Source organism: Shewanella sp. 10N.286.54.B9, from assembly GCF_041468565.1.
In the GTDB taxonomy this organism is placed as follows: Bacteria; Pseudomonadota; Gammaproteobacteria; order Enterobacterales; family Shewanellaceae; genus Shewanella.
In genome coordinates this window covers 51,307-66,993 of sequence record NZ_JBFRIY010000024.1, presented here as the reverse complement: position 1 = coordinate 66,993, position 15,687 = coordinate 51,307, and the positions used below count along the sequence as shown (strand labels likewise).

The window sequence follows — 15,687 nt, the reverse complement described above, 5'->3', positions numbered from 1 at the left end:
TCAGTAAACGTCTTTTTGGTAACGCTTTGCTGCTCGCAAGGTCTCTAGGTACTCTTCTGCTTGCTCAATGGTTTTACCGCCAAATTTAACCGCAACATCTAACAGTGCCTGGTGTACATCTTTCGCCATGCGCTCTGCGTCACCACAGATATAGAAATGGGCGCCATTTTCTAACCACTGCCATAGCGTTTCGCCTTGCTCAGCAATCTTATGTTGCACATATACTTTGTGTTCTTGATCGCGAGAGAAAGCTAAATCGATGCGCGAAAGCTCACCACTTTGCAGGTATTGCTGCCATTCTGTTTGGTACAAGAAATCTTGTTCAAAGTGAGGATTACCAAATATCAGCCATGCGTTGCCTTCAATACCGTCGGCTGAACGTTGCTGCATAAATGCTCTAAAAGGTGCCACCCCTGTTCCAGGGCCAACCATGATGACAGGTGTTTCTGGGTTTTCTGGCAGGCGGAAGTGGTTATTAGGTTCAACATAAACTTGTAGCTGTTGTCCCTCTTCTGCACTAGCGAGGAACTGAGAAGCGCCGCCAAAGCGGGTAACACCATCACGCTCATCTTCAACCAACGCTACCGTTAAGTGCACTTCTGATTCCACTTCAGCTTGGCTAGACGCAATAGAGTAGAGCCTTGGCGTGATACCACGAAGCAAGCCAACTAGCTGCTCAGCATTCACTGTTGCGGGATGCTGGCGCACTAAATCAGCCACTTGGTTATTATTAATATATTCGCGAACCAGCGCTTTGTCGCTACTGATGTCGAGCAATGCTTGGCTTTGACTGAGCTCTGCCCAGCCTGTTACCAGTCCAGGGTAAAGTTGTGTTAACTCTTTCTTATTGGTAAGCGCATCTCGCAAGCTCACATTATCGCTGCCTAAAGCCACTTGTTCGTCACCGTTAAGGCTCAAACTTTCAAGCAGCTCATTCACTAACTGTTCACTGTTGGTAAACCATACGCCGAGTGCGTCACCCGCTTGATAACTAATACCCGATTCACCTAGTTCAATTTCAACATGGCGTACATCGCGATCAGAGTCTCGCCCCGTTAGCTTTTGGCTGACTAATAATTCTGCGGTGTAGGGCTTTTGCTTAGTAAAGCTTGAAGTTGCTGATGTTGCAGCGCCAGCAATTGAAACCACGCTAGCACCTGCACTGCCGACTAATGGCTTAACAGCTTCAAGTACGCTCTCTTGCCAAGTAGCAGCGAGCTCTTCGTAATCAACATCACACTCAATAAGCGGTGAAATAGCAGTTGCACCAAGTGCAGCTAAGCGAGTATCAAAATCTTTACCCGTCTGGCAGAAGAATTCATAGCTTGAATCACCTAATGCCAATACCGAGTAATTAAGGTTATCTAACTTAGGGGCACGCTTTGATGACAAGAATTTATGCAATTCGATAGCATCATCTGGCGCATCACCTTCACCATGTGTGCTTACAACGAGAAGTAGCAGTGTTTCTTGCTTTAGCTGACGCGCTTTGTAATCGCCCATTGAAACCAAGTTAACTGCGTAACCTTGCGCTTGTGCTTTCTCAGCAAGCTCAGTTGCAATCCCACGACCGTTACCGGTCTGGCTACCATATAAAATAGTAATCGTTTGCTCTGCACTTACTTGTGGTGTAGCGGATGTTCCTTGCTCTGACGTAGCCGCTAGGTAACCACTTACCCACGCAAGTTGAACGGCACTCAGTTCAGCGGTTAGCTGTTTTAACTTATCGACCTGTCCAGAAGACAAAGGTGATGCGAGTGATGAAAGCTCTTTTAACAACATTAGGACGGCCCAGTATCAGTATAATGTTGGCAAGCTTATCCCCTCGCTCCAAAAGTAAAAAAGAATAAAAGATAATTTTTAATTCCATTTTGGAATATACAAAGTTCGAAAATTAAGCTACAAAAGTAACTGACATTTGAATGAATTCACTTTTAGTGGGCTTGATGACAGCAAACTTCTATCTAAAAGTGTGGCCTAGCGCAAAATTTTTAGTCTGACCAGTACCGGAAACACGATATTGAAAAATATGCACTTGTGTCTAAATTCAGAGTCGCCACAATATGCAACCTTACAAATAAAAAATGACATCTGTCCCTACGAATGTCCTCAACTGAGAGGTTAACCTTTGTGAAGTTAGGTATCCCCAAAGAAAGTCACGCTGGAGAAAGTCGAGTTGCACTCATTCCAGCCAATGTGGCCCGACTCCTAAAAAAGAATGTGCAAGTACTGGTCGAAAGCAATGCAGGAAGTAAAGCCGGGTTTACCGATGAAGACTATATCGCAGCAGGCGCAACAGTCGTCTCCCGCGAACAAGTCCTAAGTAACGCCGATGTAATTACTGTTGTTAACGCCAAAGGCGAACAGCTTGCAGAGCTCAAGACAAGCATTAAACCAGAGCAGATTGTCATCGGTATGATGGATCCTCTGGCGCAACCAGAGAATGCTCAAGCCATTGCAGAGACAGGGGCTACAGCGGTTGCTCTTGAGCTAGTGCCGCGAATTACACGCGCACAAAGCATGGATATCTTGTCGTCGATGGCCACTATTGCAGGTTATAAAGCGGTGTTACTGGCAGCCCATAAAGCACCACGTTTGTTTCCGATGATGATGACAGCAGCAGGCACCCTCAAACCTGCACGCGCTTTCATTATGGGTGTCGGCGTTGCAGGCCTGCAAGCTTGTGCAACCGCTAAACGCTTAGGCGCGGTGGTTGAAGCGTACGATATTCGCCCTGCGGCTCGTGAACAGATCATCTCTGTCGGTGCCAAGCCTGTCGAACTCGATTTAGAAACTGAAAATACCGAAACCAAAGGTGGTTACGCCGCCGAGCAAAGCGATGACTTCTTAAAACGTCAACAGCAAGCAATGGCCAACGTTTTAGCCCAGCAAGATATCGTTATCACCACTGCTGCTATTCCAGGCCGAAAAGCACCTATCTTGATCACTAAAGAGATGGTTGATGGCATGAAAAGTGGCACTATCATCGTTGATCTCGCCGCTGAAACTGGCGGTAACTGTGAGCTAACAGAAGTCGACAAAGAGGTGGTTTACAAAGGTGTGACCATTCTAGGTCCATCAAATGTGCCTGGCAGTGCGGCTAATCATGCTAGCCAAATGTACGGTACTAACATCGAAAACCTACTTAAACTGATTGTCGACAACGATGGTGTATTGCATCTCGATTTCGACGATGAAATTGTTAACGATACTGTTGTGGCGCACAAAGGCGAAGTGGCAAGTGCGCGTCTACGCGATCTTTTAGGACTACCAGCGCAGGAACCAACACCTGAAGCTGCTACACCTGAGGCTAAATAAATGGAAATTTTACTTTTACTGACCCTATTTATGGTCGCAGTGTTCCTCGGCGTCGAGATGATCACCAAAGTACCACCAACACTGCATACACCGCTGATGTCAGGCTCAAACGCAATCTCTGGGATCTCATTAGTTGGCGCACTCTTGTCAGCCGGTTCTGGCGCGGGAGTCTGGGTTAATGTGTTAGGTTTTATCGCTGTGGTACTTGCCACAATTAATGTTGTTGGTGGCTACATGGTTACTAACCGCATGCTAGCTATGTTCAAAAGGAAATAAGCCACTATGAGTACGACGATTATTTATCTCGCCTATTTGGTGGCTGCGAGCTTATTTATCTTAGGGATAAAAGGCCTAACCAAGCCCCGTACGGCAGTACGAGGTAACCAACTTTCAGCACTCGGTATGTTCATCGCTGTCGTGGTTACCTTGTTAGATCAAAGCATTTTGAGCTACGAGTGGATTATTGCTGGTGTGTTACTCGGTGGTACCATTGGCGCTGTGATGGCGACCAAAATCCAAGTGACTTCAATGCCACAAATGGTTGCGATGCTAAACGGTTTTGGTGGCGGCGCGTCACTGTTTATTGCATTGGCTAACTTCCTTGACCCAGAGTCAGCCACTCATACCGTTGCACTGGTATCTATTAGTGCAACAGTGATTATTGGTGCGGTGACGCTTTCTGGTTCATTTATCGCCTTTGCAAAGCTGCAGGAGCTTATCTCTGGTAACCCAATAAAGGTGCCAGGTAATAAAATCTTCAATGCATTGCTGCTGATAAGTGCTATTGGTTTAGCCGTTGCGATTGTGATGGATCCAAGCAACATCAACCTTATCTACGCGCTGGTTGCCGTATCTCTGGTACTCGGTTTGTTGTTAGTCATCCCAATTGGCGGCGCAGATATGCCAGTTGTTATTGCACTGCTTAACTCATATTCGGGTATTGCAGCGGCAACTACAGGTTTCATTACAGGCAATACAGTACTGATTGTATCGGGTTCACTGGTTGGCGCATCAGGTATTATTCTGACGCAGATCATGTGTAAAGCGATGAACCGCTCGCTATTTAACGTGCTATTTGGCGTGATGGCAGAAGGCGGCGAAACCGTTGATGCAGACGAAGTCTATGCAGGTAAAGTCACCTCTTCATCTCCTGAAGAGGTCGCCATGCTACTAGAAACTGCTGAACGCGTTGTTATTGTGCCAGGTTACGGGTTAGCGATGGCGCAAGCACAACATGCTGTACGCGAACTCGCGTCAGTTATGGAAGCGCGTGGCACCAATGTGCTTTACGCTATTCACCCCGTCGCCGGACGTATGCCAGGACACATGAACGTGTTACTAGCAGAAGCTGAAGTACCTTACGAGCAGTTAATCGAGATGGATGAGATTAACCCACAGTTTGAGCAGACTGACGTTGCGATAGTTATTGGTGCCAATGATGTTACCAACCCAATGGCACGCGAAGATAAAGGTAGCCCTATCTACGGTATGCCAATTCTTAACGTCGACAAAGCTAGAACGGTAGTCGTGGTTAAGCGTTCACTTAGCCCAGGTTTTGCTGGCTTGCCTAACCCGCTATTTGCAATGGATAACTCAGTGATGTTGTTTGGCGATGGTAAAAAAGCCATTGTTGAGTTAACTCAAAGCTTGAAAGAAGCTGACTAATCCTTAACGACTGCTCCAAACAAAAAAGACCGCAAATGCGGTCTTTTTTAATTCTAGAACAAGCTTAACTTGTTAAACTTATGTATAAAAATCAGACTTAAAAACAATTATTACCTATACTGGTGCTTATAGTAAATGGAACAAATACTGCGCCTACTTAAGAAGAATAATAATATGAAACAAAATTTCATCTCTACTATCACGGTCAGCTTAATGCTGCTTAGTCCTTTAAGTGCTGTTCAGGCCAATGATGAGCCGACTAAAACCGCTCCTGTTACTAATGAAGCAGCCCAGCAGCCAGCGACCTATCAATGGAGTGACAGTTGGGGCATAGGTATTGGTATGCGCCGCGGTGATATTCCTTACGCCACAGAAGAGGATGAGGTGTATGACACCCTGCCACTTATCTATTTTCAAAATGACTATTTCTACATAAACGGTATGGAAGCCGCGGGACATATTTGGAAAAACGATAATCATCAGGTAAACCTTTATACCCGTTTCCGTTTTGTTGATATCCCGCAAGAGCTGCAAAATGACACCCAGTCTCAAGCATTCGATTTCGGGCTACAATATCGCTTTGTAAAAGATCAGTGGGATGTCGACTTGGCCTTTCTTTCTGACTCAAACAAGCGTAGCTATGGTTATAGCCGCACCCAATACCTATGGGAGTCTGAAGACTGGCGCTTAGTACCCTATGCTGAATTTCAATGGAAAAGTGCTGACTTTAATCAGTTCTATTATGGCTTAGACCAATATGATGTTGGCGGTGGGGTGAGCTTTAATGCGGGTATAAAAGCACGCTATCATGTTATCAGTAACCTATATCTGCTCGGCCAATTTAGTGTTGGCCGCCTAGAAGATGACGTTTATAACCTGCCCAGTATTAACAACCGTTTTCAGTATGAGTCCTTCTTTGGTTTTGGCTTTTTCCCCGAATCAAAGAAAAAGAGTTACTCTGCTAAACCCGTCATAACTAAACAGCAAAAGCCGACGGAATACCTGCGTATTGCCCACGGTTGGGCAACACCATCAAATCTGAATGCAATACTCAAATGGCAAACTAAAACGGACCCTTACAACAACCAGATGACCTCAGCTTTTTATGGTACTCAATTAACTGACAGCCTGTTTAATCTACCAATAGACTTGTACTTAACCCCAGGTTTAGTGTGGCACCATGACTCCGAGGTACAAGACAATATCGCCGAGGCTGTTATCGCAGTTAAGGCTTATTACACCTTTGAGCTAGGTCCACGCTTTAGGCTTGGTGTCGCTGAAGGTTTATCCTATGCCAGCACCGTGACCCACATAGAGTCGAGCGAACTTGCAGAGAAGGATTACAAACCATCGAAATTGCTTAACTACTTAGACTTCTCTTTAGATGTCAATGTGGGCGATATTTTCAATTCACGCGATATGGAAAACCTTTGGTTTGGTTACAGCATCCATCACCGCTCAGGTATTTTTGAGTCTAGCTCAGCTTTTGGTCGTATTAGTGGCGGCAGTAACTATCAATCGGTTTATCTGCAATGGCACTTCTAAACGTTTTGAGATACTAAAAAAGGCCGCATAATGCGGCCTTTTCTCTTTGTAAGCTTTAGCTTTTATCTAGAAACCTTCACTTCAGTCGAGTTAAGCAGTGCCAAGACAGGGTTGGCTGACATCACTCGTGCTTTGAGCGATAAACCTATTACCAGGCCTGCGATAAAACCACCAATGTGTGCCCAATAGGCCACTCCGCCTTGTGCTGCCCAAGCACCAAAAAGATTTATCAATAACCAAATGGCAAAAAATGCCATTGGCGATAGCTTCTTTTGGTAGATGACAAACATAAAGGTGAGGCTGGCGTGCCTAAACCACAGCAAGTACATTCCAAACAGTCCAGCAATCGCACCACTTGCTCCGACCATAAAGATAGCTGAAGTTGGGTCAGACGCTATCTGCGCAAATGCTGCAGCAAAGCCGCATAGAAGATAGACCGCGAGGAAGCGAGAATGACCGAGCGCATCCTCTAAATTGTCACCCACTACATAGAGAAAATACATATTACCCAGCAGATGCATAATATCACCATGCAAGAACATATGACTTAGCAATGGTATCACCTGCTCGCCCTGCATCACTAATGATGGCTGCATAGCAAAATGATCGAACACCCATACAGTGGCTGGTTCACTATAACCATACCCAAAGAAGATGATAATATTTAACGCGAGCAAAGCATAAGTAACCCAAGGCCTGCTCTTTGTTTTGAGGTTATATTCAATCGGCATTTGCAATAGAAATTGAAACAGCCAAGTTTTAACACTGGTTTTCTGATTAAGTTGCTCCAATGCAGCTCTTACTCTAGGAGATTGCACCACCTTTTCTCGTTCATGCTCATCAATCCAAACACCAGTGCAAGAGTGGCAGACATCGACCTCTACCTGAAAGTCATCCATCAAATAATAGTGCTGCATATTGCATTGGCAGTGACTGCATTTTCGAGATGACACGCCTAAATTCTCACCTAAAGCGTTTTCGATACCGACATTGCTATTACCATTGTCAGCGACAGACAGCGCGCCATTTAGCTCGCCACTATCAAACCAAATTCCACCGCATTGAGTACAGCTATCCACTTCTTGACCATGAAAGTCAAAAACTCGCATCGCTTGGCTATTACAGCCAGGGCAGATGATTGTCATTTTATATCCTTATTCGACAGTAATATCAGCAGCTTTTAGCTCAACAGCTAATGCTTGGTAGTTATTCTTTAACATTGGCAGGGTTGATTCAGATACCCCTTTGGTCAGCTCTTTAAGCTTATTTGCGCCAAATTTAGCACCGTAAAAGCGTGTTTCCATTTTAGAAATAATATCGGCCGATGCCATATAAAAGCGCCGCGTCTCGGTTAAGATCTGCGTAGGTGTTTCTAGTGTATTAGCGGAGTAACGCATATTCTCCCAAACAAAGGTGGCCATATTGGGGTGAATACTTTTTAGATCATAAGGGGAGGTCTTTGCAACCGTATCAGCATACTCATTGATTATGGTGACATTGTCATTCACTTCATCATAAAGCGCATGCCGCAAATAGTAATTGTTTTGCTTGTTAGATAATTCATCAAAAATGATAGCCTGTGATAAGCCTTCTTGAGCCGCTAAGTAGACACCAACAATGGTGGCAATGATCATAAATACTTGGCTGATCCAAAAACTGGTTTTTACCAGCTCTTGATTATCTAATTTAGGGAATCGTTTGATTGGTTCTGCGGCAGCTGTAACCTGAGGCTTGACATCCATTTCGTGCTGTACTCCTTGTTGGTAAATACTCATAACCTTTGAACGCCGCAAGCATATACAAAAAGAGCTTTGCTCGCTATAGCCTATAAGTGTTTTTTAGAGCTGTACTAAGTAGTATTTGCTACTCAATATACAAGAATATAGCGACCATTCTCACCATCAACTAAAACGATAAATTTCACTTGCTTATCGTTCACTTATACATCAACATTGGTCATCGGAATTTTAGTCAAAATAAGTGAATTTAAATGCTACATACAGCTGCTATGGAACTAACGTCTCCTTTTATCGAAAATAGAAAAGAGACGTCAACTGATACCAATAGTCACTGGATAAAACTCACTAATGCACAGCGATTTGCCTTTTATACCTTAGCGAAATTGGGCTACCAGCTTTTGTTTGTCCGTAATGCGAATAATTGCAGCACCGCCGTTGCCAGCCAAGACAATAAACTCGCTACAATAGATGATGAAGGTGAGATTAACTTTAATCCGAGCATCGTACTGAGAGAGAACAGATAGCGCTTTTCAATAGCGCCCTCCTCTGCCCTACACTGCCTGCGGTTTCTGACTAAACAACAACACAGCACTTCGTCCTAGCAAAGTATCAATTATCGATGGCCCATGCTCGCCGAGTTCTGCTGATGCCTTAGCATTAAGCGAACCTAATGTTTTATATTGCGCAGAATCCAATTGGCTAGAACCGCAGATAGAGAAAAATAGCTTCACGATACCGCTAAATGTTGGTAACTCAAGCGCTCTCAGCCAAGAGGTTCGCAATGCATCACGGCAACTAAAATCTAAGTGTTCCATCAGTAAACTTGCAAACTTAGGTTCGAGTTGGGTTAAAAAATCAGATTTATGAGGGAAATGATGACTAATACCGGTACGGCTGATACCTGTTGCTTCAGACAAGCTTGAGTAGGACATAACGTCATAACCCATTTCTAGGATCTGCTTTTGCGCTTCCATTAAGATCTGCTCGATAGTGTGCTTAGTTTCAGCTTTGGAACGCTTTGGCATAATACTTCCCCATTGGCTTTGTGCAATTGATCTCACTCTATCAAAAGCATGCTACTGAAACTCGCATCTTGTGTAGCAATCTGACTGGTGTTCAGCTTAGGTTCAGCTAAATACGGTTGCTATGCTTATTAAGATTGGACTTTATCAGCAGACTTGCAGGTATTAGCACGTTGGGATCACGTTAGATAAATACTAGCTTTCTTTTGCGCCAAAACGTTTTAGTTAGCTATTAGGTATATCAAGCTTCGCTTTCAATTCTAGAAAAGAAAAGTCGTGGCGCTTCGCCCACACCCGAGCAAGGAGGACTGCTCGTCCTTATCCTCCTTGCATCCACCATGACGCCCCGACGAAGTTGTTGCTCCTCATGCTCCAATAAAAATGGCCTAACGGCTCAGATGAGACATCCATGTCCCGCCGAGCCTGAACCATCATCTGATAGGCAGGATGCCTGAATGTCTTGAAGTGCATGGATGCACGGGAAAGACCATGATGGTTCTACGGCATTTTCATCTCCGCACTTCGGCAACTCCGATGGGGAATCGGTGTGCTCTACGAGTTTTGTAACTCAATTTTGCCCCAAAGTTGGTTAGCCTTTGAGTGAAGGTTGATTACATTTTTGAGGTAGCGCTACCAGATAGCGAGTTATGAGTTGCAGCTTCACTGTTATCAATCGCCTGCAGCGGGCGCATGTGCAGACACTGCTGAAGCTCGCCGCTAGTACGTCCGTGTTGGCTCAACGAAAACATCCCTGTTTTCGACGGCTTCAGCCGTATCTACACCTAGTAATTGGTGTACTCATTAGAGCTAGTCGTTTAGGGGCGAACTTGGAAATGCCCCAAAGTTGGTTAGCCTTCGCATGAAGACTAATTACATTTTTGACTGGTGTTACCAAGCAACCTGTTTGAACTTGTGGCCTCATGGCTATTAATCGCCTCCAGCGGGGTATGTGCAGACACTGCTGAAGCACGCTTCAAGTACGTCCGTGTAAGCTCAACGAAAACATCAGACCTCCATGGACGGAGGGAATGCCAAATTATGTATGGAACGGAATTGGTCATGTTTTCGACGGCTTCAGCCGTATCTACACTGGTTAACAGGTGTTTCAATTTATACCCTTGCGGTTTGAAGCTTAACGCGGAAATGGCCCAAAGTAGCTTAGCCCTCTATTATTTATCAAACTGCGCTTGACCAAAGTCGTGAGCTTCCAGCTCACACTCGGCCAAAAGGGGATCAACAGCAATCCCCTCTTGGATCACCCCTGCCGCCCCGACGAAGTTGTTCAGCCTCACTCATTTTCGAAAATAGCTATCGCCTTATATTCGCCATCCATGGCTCACCTAAGGCTAACTCGGCATCCATGCCTCACTCACGCGATTTGTCTTCGATGAGTTCGGCAACTCCGATGGGGAAATAGATGTTTTCCGCTAGTTTTGTAACTCACTTTTGCCCCAAAGTTGGTTAGCCTTTGAGTGAAGGTTGATTACATTTTTGGGGTAGCGCTACAAGATAGCGAGTTATGAGTTGCAGCTTCACTGTTATCAATCGCCTGCAGCGGGTGCTGGACAGGATGTCCGAATGTCGTGAACACATGGATGTGAAGGAACGACCTCATGTGCAGACACTGCTGAAGCTCGCCGCTAGTACGTCCGTGTAGGCTCAACGAAAACATCCCTGTTTTCGACGGCTTCAGCCGTATCTGCACTGGTTAACTGGTGTTTCAATTTATACTCTTGCGGCTTGATGCTTAACGCGGAAATGCCCCATTGTAAGTTATCACCGACTGACCACTCACTTCACCAAAGAGATATTTGACTTACTTTTTCTCATATCAGTAACTCTGTCTACAGAGTTAGAAGCTTACTAGTGTGACCAAGTAATATGGTCACACCCGAGGGTCTTAACTCAAAATTTCCATAGTTTCATCAATGTACTCTTCAAACTCACCGTTGTATTTTGCAAGAAACGATCTTTGTTTAGTATTTTCACCAATACAAATGAGTTTTGCTTTGTTTTTGAAGTGTTTTTCGTTGTATGTTGTAGCCGAGTTGGCATTACTTTTAGAATCTGCTATCGAAAATATTAACTGCTGACTAACTGAAGAATTCTTCTTGATAAATCCAAGTATTTCATTCTTACTTTCGTCTTCAAAGTCACCTTCGAATATAGCATCAAGGACAAAAGGAAGCACATGTGTGTAATCAGTTTTCTTTATCATTTCAACAAATGAAAAATTGTAAGCTAGAAGAGTTTTCAGTAACTCAACACCTTGTCTAGGAAAAGCTGGAATATCATACAACAAATAGAAACGTTCATCTTCAAATGGTTTGATTTTTAACTCTGAGGCATATTTTGCAAATATAGACTTAAAGGTGTAACTAGCACTGCGCCTTTCTTTTTTAACTGCATCGTCAGTCTTTAACTTACTGAGTTTACCTTCTACCTCATATATCTTTGATGTAATTTCGCCTAGCTTGCTCTTTAACTCACCTGACAATTCGACGTTTACTTTATTTTTTAACCATGATTCGAACGTGACATTATCCACTTTGTATTCTAGAAGCTCATAATACTCTTCCTCAACGACCTTCTTCTTCTCATTAATGTCATTGATTATAGAGTTGAGTTTTCCCTGTGAATCTTTAAGTTCTTTAATGTTCTTGTTTAACTCTTCAAGTTGTTTATCTGTGTCATTTAAGTCCTGAAGATAATTATATGTATCTCCAACAGAGTGAGATAACTCGTGTGAGCATGTTGGGCACTTTGTATCAGCTAAAATATCATTATTTAAACTTCGTTTTACTCTACGCAGCACCTTTCTGCTTTCTTCTAACAGTGTTATTTTATTACATATTGAAAGGTATTCTTTTTCTAACTCTATTAGCTTGGACTTGTTCTCTTTGTATGGCTCGATATATTCAATTGTCTTTGCTGTGAATACTTCGTCCTTCAACTTAGCAAGTTTAAGTTTCTTATCGTTTTGCTCTATCTTGTGAAGAAGTCTAGATTCAGCTTCTAGATCTTTCTTTTCTTTATCGAGTCGGCTTTTCTCCAGGTGATCATAGTTATTTGTTATACCTAGGAAGTAATCAAAGAAATCATTCTTGAAGTTTTTGACGAAATCCAATCCTCTAAATGATTTATGACGATAAACCCAACCAACATCTTGAGCTATGTAATAAGGCAAAAACATTGCTTCAAGTGAAGCTGGTTTGTAATCGTTGTCATACTCTAGATGTAGAGTGAAACCAAATAATTCAGATAGAAACGCTTTTAACTTTACGTGTTCTCTAGATTTGTTACCACCTATACCTATAAACTTCACTGGTGGCTTTTCTGCAACTCTTATAGAAACTATTTCATCGTCTCTTACAATTGAAACTTTTGTTGTGGTAGGGTTGTAAATGGTGAAGTCTAGTCTAAAAATCACTCCTTCTTTAAGTAGCTCTGCAAGTTTTATCTTCTCATCATTTATGCCGAATGTATAGAGAAGTGCTTGTATAAAGGTACTTTTTCCAGACGTATTCTTACCATGAACGATATTAATACCTTCGGTAAATATAGTGTTGAAATATTTTTGTCCCTTGCTGCTATAAGCAAAGAAATTGTTATATTCTACTGAAACACTCAATTTTTAATCATCCACTTTATTAATTGATTCAAAGTATGCTGCATACATCGTGGCTTTTAATGTTTGATCGTCCAAACTTGAACTACTTTCATCCTTAAACTTTTTAGCCAATTCTTCTATACAGTCATCTTCGCTGAAACCGCTACATTGACGGTAGTTAGATTTTACAAACTCTAGGATTTTCTGATGCTCAGCTTCATCTTTACTTTTAAATAAATCAAAGGCCAAACTGAATTTCATCTCAAAGGTTTCACGTTCGAATGGCTTAACCCCTAGCTTTTTACCAACTTCTCTCTTATGATCTCGCCAGAACTGAAAGGCTTTAGATTTTGTTGTAATGATCTCTATAGCATTATTAATGTCTTGGCTTTGTACTTGTTTTGACTTATCAGAAAGTCTAGCAATGCTCTTTTGGTTGTAAGCTAGCTCAACACCCTTAAACAATCTAAATATAGACTCTAACGCTGCTTTAGAATCACTAATTTTTCTATCAAAAATATCTTCAAGTTTGGTTCTTAATTGATTTTCTTGTTCTTTATTCGTTTTATTAAAATCTATATATAAGAACTTCAAATTTCCTAACTCATCACACAAGTTTTCGATATTGTATGATTCGTATTTTTCAAGTTTGGTGGTTATAGCCTTTTGTATAATTGGGTCTAACTCATCATAAATGACTTCAGAGTCTTCCTCGTTTACAGCCTGAGCATAAGTTTTACTTTGACTTTTATTACCAACCTTGCGAGTTACTTTCTTTTCGAGTTGCATGGTTGTATTTGATGAAAAGTACAGGTCATGATTATAGCTGCAACATTTAGGATGCTCATCTGAAATGAGTGATTTACCTACCTTGAGTATCTTGACTATTATTTCGGCAAGATCAACACCAATTTTCCAACTACCACTGGATTTCTTTTTCGATTGATAGGTTTCTACTTTGACTGCTTTCCCATGGTCATCAAGATAGCAGAACAGTATATCTTCTAGATGCTCAAGAGATAGGAAATACTTCGTTCCATCAAATTTGCTATCGTAGTTATCCAGTATGATGAAAAGAGCCATGTTTCTCTGCAAAGAAAAGCCTTGCTGTGCCCTAACTCCTGCATTTACGCTTTGATCAACCAACACCATTTCCTTGAATCTATTGTTTTGCTCTAATAACTTGCTAGTCTGAGTGTCTTTATATCATATTTGATAAAGATTTTGTAATGATTTTCTTTTAATACATATGCTTAGATGAATTGCCATTACTCATTAGTAATGATAAAAAATCGCATGCCAACCTTCTAGGAGAGCAACCGAATTTAAGAGTTTATCCAACAACTTCCGTAGACCCTTCTGGCGGCTTAGAAGCTTTTAGGAGGCATTACAAGCAGGATTTGCCATACCTCAAGTAATTTTAATTTTGCTTATGATGTAGCACGTTTATGTCCAAAAACGAGCTAGCGACTACCATGAGCTTGCTAGGTATTCATCTGAATTGGGCTGTGCAAGCTTCTAAATCATGGATGATTTAGTAGAGCCTATAGGGATATATTCACGGCGACTTGCAAAGGTTCAATGCAGCTGAATTACGCTTGATTGCCATATATCCCCTTAAGCTCGATACTGATCTTAAGGCTCGCTACGTTAAATCAATCCTATCCAGAATTAAGTCACCAAACGAGACTTTACAGTTACAGTCGAGGAACTACGCTCGACGACTCTGGCTGCATGCTTTGCTCTGCTAACCAGCGCTTTGCACTTGATTGCCCCATAATCTTAATCAACGTCGGCTCTAGGTAACGACCTAAATCGGGTTTACGCCAATACATGTAACCAGGTAAGGGTTGTACAGTGCCTGCGCCAAAGGTGCGCTGTATAAGGCTAGAAAACTCCGCAATACTATCATCATTAGGTACTGTTAGCAGCGGCCAAAAATCGGTTAAAAAGGCATTAAAACTATCAAAGGATTGCAGCTGCTTTACACTGTAGCGCTGTAATGCTTGCGCCAAAATAGGAACGCTCCAGTGGGACATAAACTCGGTATTGGCTATCACATCGATATTGCGCCGATGGTATTGCTGCCAAGCTAAATCTAGGCTATTCGTTTCATTGGCTACCCGCCAAACTAGGTAAAGATCAGATAACCACTCATGCTGGTAGGTGCTGTTAATCTGTAGATTTAGGCTTTGCATTGCCGCTATCGCTTCAAGGTGACCCAACTCATGCCAGTAGGTCAGTTCATCTTGCCGATTAAGCGCTAACGAGTAATGACCCGTGCCCCAGTTTACGCTGCGCTTATGCGGCAGTTTAGCAAAATCAGTCACCAAGACTCCGGCAATTTCGCGGTGAAGGATCGGTAACACCATGGCTGCACGTGCGCCCATTGAGAGCTGAAGTAATTGGCTGTTAGGCAACTGGGATCTAGCTGACTGAGGCAGTGTTTCTAAACAAGTCGCTAGTGTGTCACGTTCGCAGATGAGAGCCTTTTGGCTTGCAACATCCACCCAAATAATACCACTTGAAAGCAGTAAACCCGCAGCTAACACTATAGCCATTGTGCTACTTCGCTATAGGCTTGCCATGGTAATCTTAATAGGGTCAACGAGATGCTCCTTTGCAAACTCAACAGCAACTTGGTTGTTACGGCTTAATGCACTCAAATGTAGAAAAAATGCCACAATGGCGGGCTCTTTCACAGATTCCCCCCTGATTGTACCTAATTTTTAATGATGTTGAGCAAATCTGCGCTAGTTTGCGTTAGAATAATGAGTAATTTTTCAAT

The 15,687-nt window shown here is 42.7% G+C and carries 15 protein-coding genes; 5 read left to right on the top strand and 10 right to left on the bottom strand.

Annotated elements, in window-relative coordinates; genetic code table 11:
* Complete coding sequence (locus tag AB4135_RS09360) at positions 1-1,782, bottom strand: assimilatory sulfite reductase (NADPH) flavoprotein subunit (RefSeq protein ID WP_371992290.1); 1,782 nt, start codon at positions 1,780-1,782, stop codon at positions 1-3.
* Positions 1,783-2,130: 348 nt separating this feature from the next.
* On the opposite strand from AB4135_RS09360, the gene AB4135_RS09355 reads away from it, so the two are divergent.
* From AB4135_RS09355 to AB4135_RS09340, 4 genes are all read left to right on the top strand, one after another.
* Entirely contained in the window at positions 2,131-3,318 is a 1,188-nt protein-coding gene (locus AB4135_RS09355; protein WP_371992288.1) for a Re/Si-specific NAD(P)(+) transhydrogenase subunit alpha, read from the top strand.
* Complete coding sequence (locus AB4135_RS09350; RefSeq protein ID WP_371992287.1) at positions 3,319-3,594, top strand: NAD(P) transhydrogenase subunit alpha; 276 nt, start codon at positions 3,319-3,321, stop codon at positions 3,592-3,594.
* A 6-nt stretch (positions 3,595-3,600) separates the two neighbouring features.
* On the top strand, positions 3,601-4,983 hold the full coding sequence (locus AB4135_RS09345; RefSeq protein ID WP_371992286.1) for an NAD(P)(+) transhydrogenase (Re/Si-specific) subunit beta: 1,383 nt from the start codon (positions 3,601-3,603) through the stop codon (positions 4,981-4,983).
* A 174-nt stretch (positions 4,984-5,157) separates the two neighbouring features.
* The gene (locus AB4135_RS09340) at positions 5,158-6,528 is read left to right on the top strand and encodes a MipA/OmpV family protein (protein ID WP_371992284.1); all 1,371 of its coding nucleotides are present in this window, start codon (positions 5,158-5,160) and stop codon (positions 6,526-6,528) included.
* Positions 6,529-6,590: 62 nt separating this feature from the next.
* Here the strand turns inward: AB4135_RS09340 and AB4135_RS09335 are convergent, their stop codons facing one another.
* Complete coding sequence (locus AB4135_RS09335) at positions 6,591-7,673, bottom strand: rhomboid family intramembrane serine protease (protein WP_371992282.1); 1,083 nt, start codon at positions 7,671-7,673, stop codon at positions 6,591-6,593.
* Positions 7,674-7,682: 9 nt separating this feature from the next.
* Positions 7,683-8,270 (bottom strand): hypothetical protein, encoded by a 588-nt coding sequence (locus tag AB4135_RS09330; RefSeq protein WP_371992281.1) that lies wholly within the window; start codon positions 8,268-8,270, stop codon positions 7,683-7,685.
* A 248-nt stretch (positions 8,271-8,518) separates the two neighbouring features.
* Here AB4135_RS09330 and AB4135_RS09325 point away from each other — a divergent pair, with 248 nt between their 5' ends.
* Positions 8,519-8,791 (top strand): hypothetical protein, encoded by a 273-nt coding sequence (locus AB4135_RS09325; protein ID WP_371992279.1) that lies wholly within the window; start codon positions 8,519-8,521, stop codon positions 8,789-8,791.
* A gap of 27 nt (positions 8,792-8,818) precedes the next feature.
* Here AB4135_RS09325 and AB4135_RS09320 read toward each other — a convergent pair whose 3' ends face one another.
* The 7 genes from AB4135_RS09320 to AB4135_RS09290 all read right to left on the bottom strand — a co-directional run bounded on the left by AB4135_RS09320 (position 8,819) and on the right by AB4135_RS09290 (position 15,601).
* The gene (locus AB4135_RS09320) at positions 8,819-9,292 is read right to left on the bottom strand and encodes a TetR/AcrR family transcriptional regulator (protein WP_371992277.1); all 474 of its coding nucleotides are present in this window, start codon (positions 9,290-9,292) and stop codon (positions 8,819-8,821) included.
* A gap of 608 nt (positions 9,293-9,900) precedes the next feature.
* Positions 9,901-10,029, bottom strand: coding sequence for a hypothetical protein (locus tag AB4135_RS09315; protein ID WP_371992275.1), 129 nt, complete (start codon positions 10,027-10,029; stop codon positions 9,901-9,903).
* A gap of 429 nt (positions 10,030-10,458) precedes the next feature.
* Positions 10,459-10,581 (bottom strand): hypothetical protein, encoded by a 123-nt coding sequence (locus AB4135_RS09310; protein WP_371992273.1) that lies wholly within the window; start codon positions 10,579-10,581, stop codon positions 10,459-10,461.
* 608 nt (positions 10,582-11,189) lie between these two features.
* Positions 11,190-12,920: a hypothetical protein gene (locus AB4135_RS09305; protein WP_371992271.1), complete on the bottom strand. Its 1,731-nt coding sequence runs from the start codon at positions 12,918-12,920 to the stop codon at positions 11,190-11,192.
* A gap of 3 nt (positions 12,921-12,923) precedes the next feature.
* Complete coding sequence (locus AB4135_RS09300) at positions 12,924-14,045, bottom strand: hypothetical protein (RefSeq protein ID WP_371992270.1); 1,122 nt, start codon at positions 14,043-14,045, stop codon at positions 12,924-12,926.
* Between the two features lie 551 nt (positions 14,046-14,596).
* Entirely contained in the window at positions 14,597-15,460 is an 864-nt protein-coding gene (locus tag AB4135_RS09295) for a hypothetical protein (RefSeq protein WP_371992268.1), read from the bottom strand.
* A 12-nt stretch (positions 15,461-15,472) separates the two neighbouring features.
* Positions 15,473-15,601, bottom strand: coding sequence for a hypothetical protein (locus AB4135_RS09290; RefSeq protein WP_371992266.1), 129 nt, complete (start codon positions 15,599-15,601; stop codon positions 15,473-15,475).
* Between the last annotated feature and the right edge of the window lie 86 nt (positions 15,602-15,687).

What these genes read in the sequence shown, in the direction of transcription:
- AB4135_RS09340 (WP_371992284.1), top strand. Translation starts at nt 5,158, where the DNA reads ATGAAACAAAATTTCATCTCTACTATCACGGTCAGCTTAATGCTGCTT.
- AB4135_RS09350 (WP_371992287.1), top strand. Translation starts at nt 3,319, where the DNA reads ATGGAAATTTTACTTTTACTGACCCTATTTATGGTCGCAGTGTTCCTC.
- AB4135_RS09345 (WP_371992286.1), top strand. Translation starts at nt 3,601, where the DNA reads ATGAGTACGACGATTATTTATCTCGCCTATTTGGTGGCTGCGAGCTTA.
- AB4135_RS09330 (WP_371992281.1), bottom strand. Translation starts at nt 8,270, where the DNA reads ATGGATGTCAAGCCTCAGGTTACAGCTGCCGCAGAACCAATCAAACGA.
- AB4135_RS09295 (WP_371992268.1), bottom strand. Translation starts at nt 15,460, where the DNA reads ATGGCTATAGTGTTAGCTGCGGGTTTACTGCTTTCAAGTGGTATTATT.
- AB4135_RS09335 (WP_371992282.1), bottom strand. Translation starts at nt 7,673, where the DNA reads ATGACAATCATCTGCCCTGGCTGTAATAGCCAAGCGATGCGAGTTTTT.
- AB4135_RS09320 (WP_371992277.1), bottom strand. Translation starts at nt 9,292, where the DNA reads ATGCCAAAGCGTTCCAAAGCTGAAACTAAGCACACTATCGAGCAGATC.
- AB4135_RS09325 (WP_371992279.1), top strand. Translation starts at nt 8,519, where the DNA reads ATGCTACATACAGCTGCTATGGAACTAACGTCTCCTTTTATCGAAAAT.
- AB4135_RS09360 (WP_371992290.1), bottom strand. Translation starts at nt 1,782, where the DNA reads ATGTTGTTAAAAGAGCTTTCATCACTCGCATCACCTTTGTCTTCTGGA.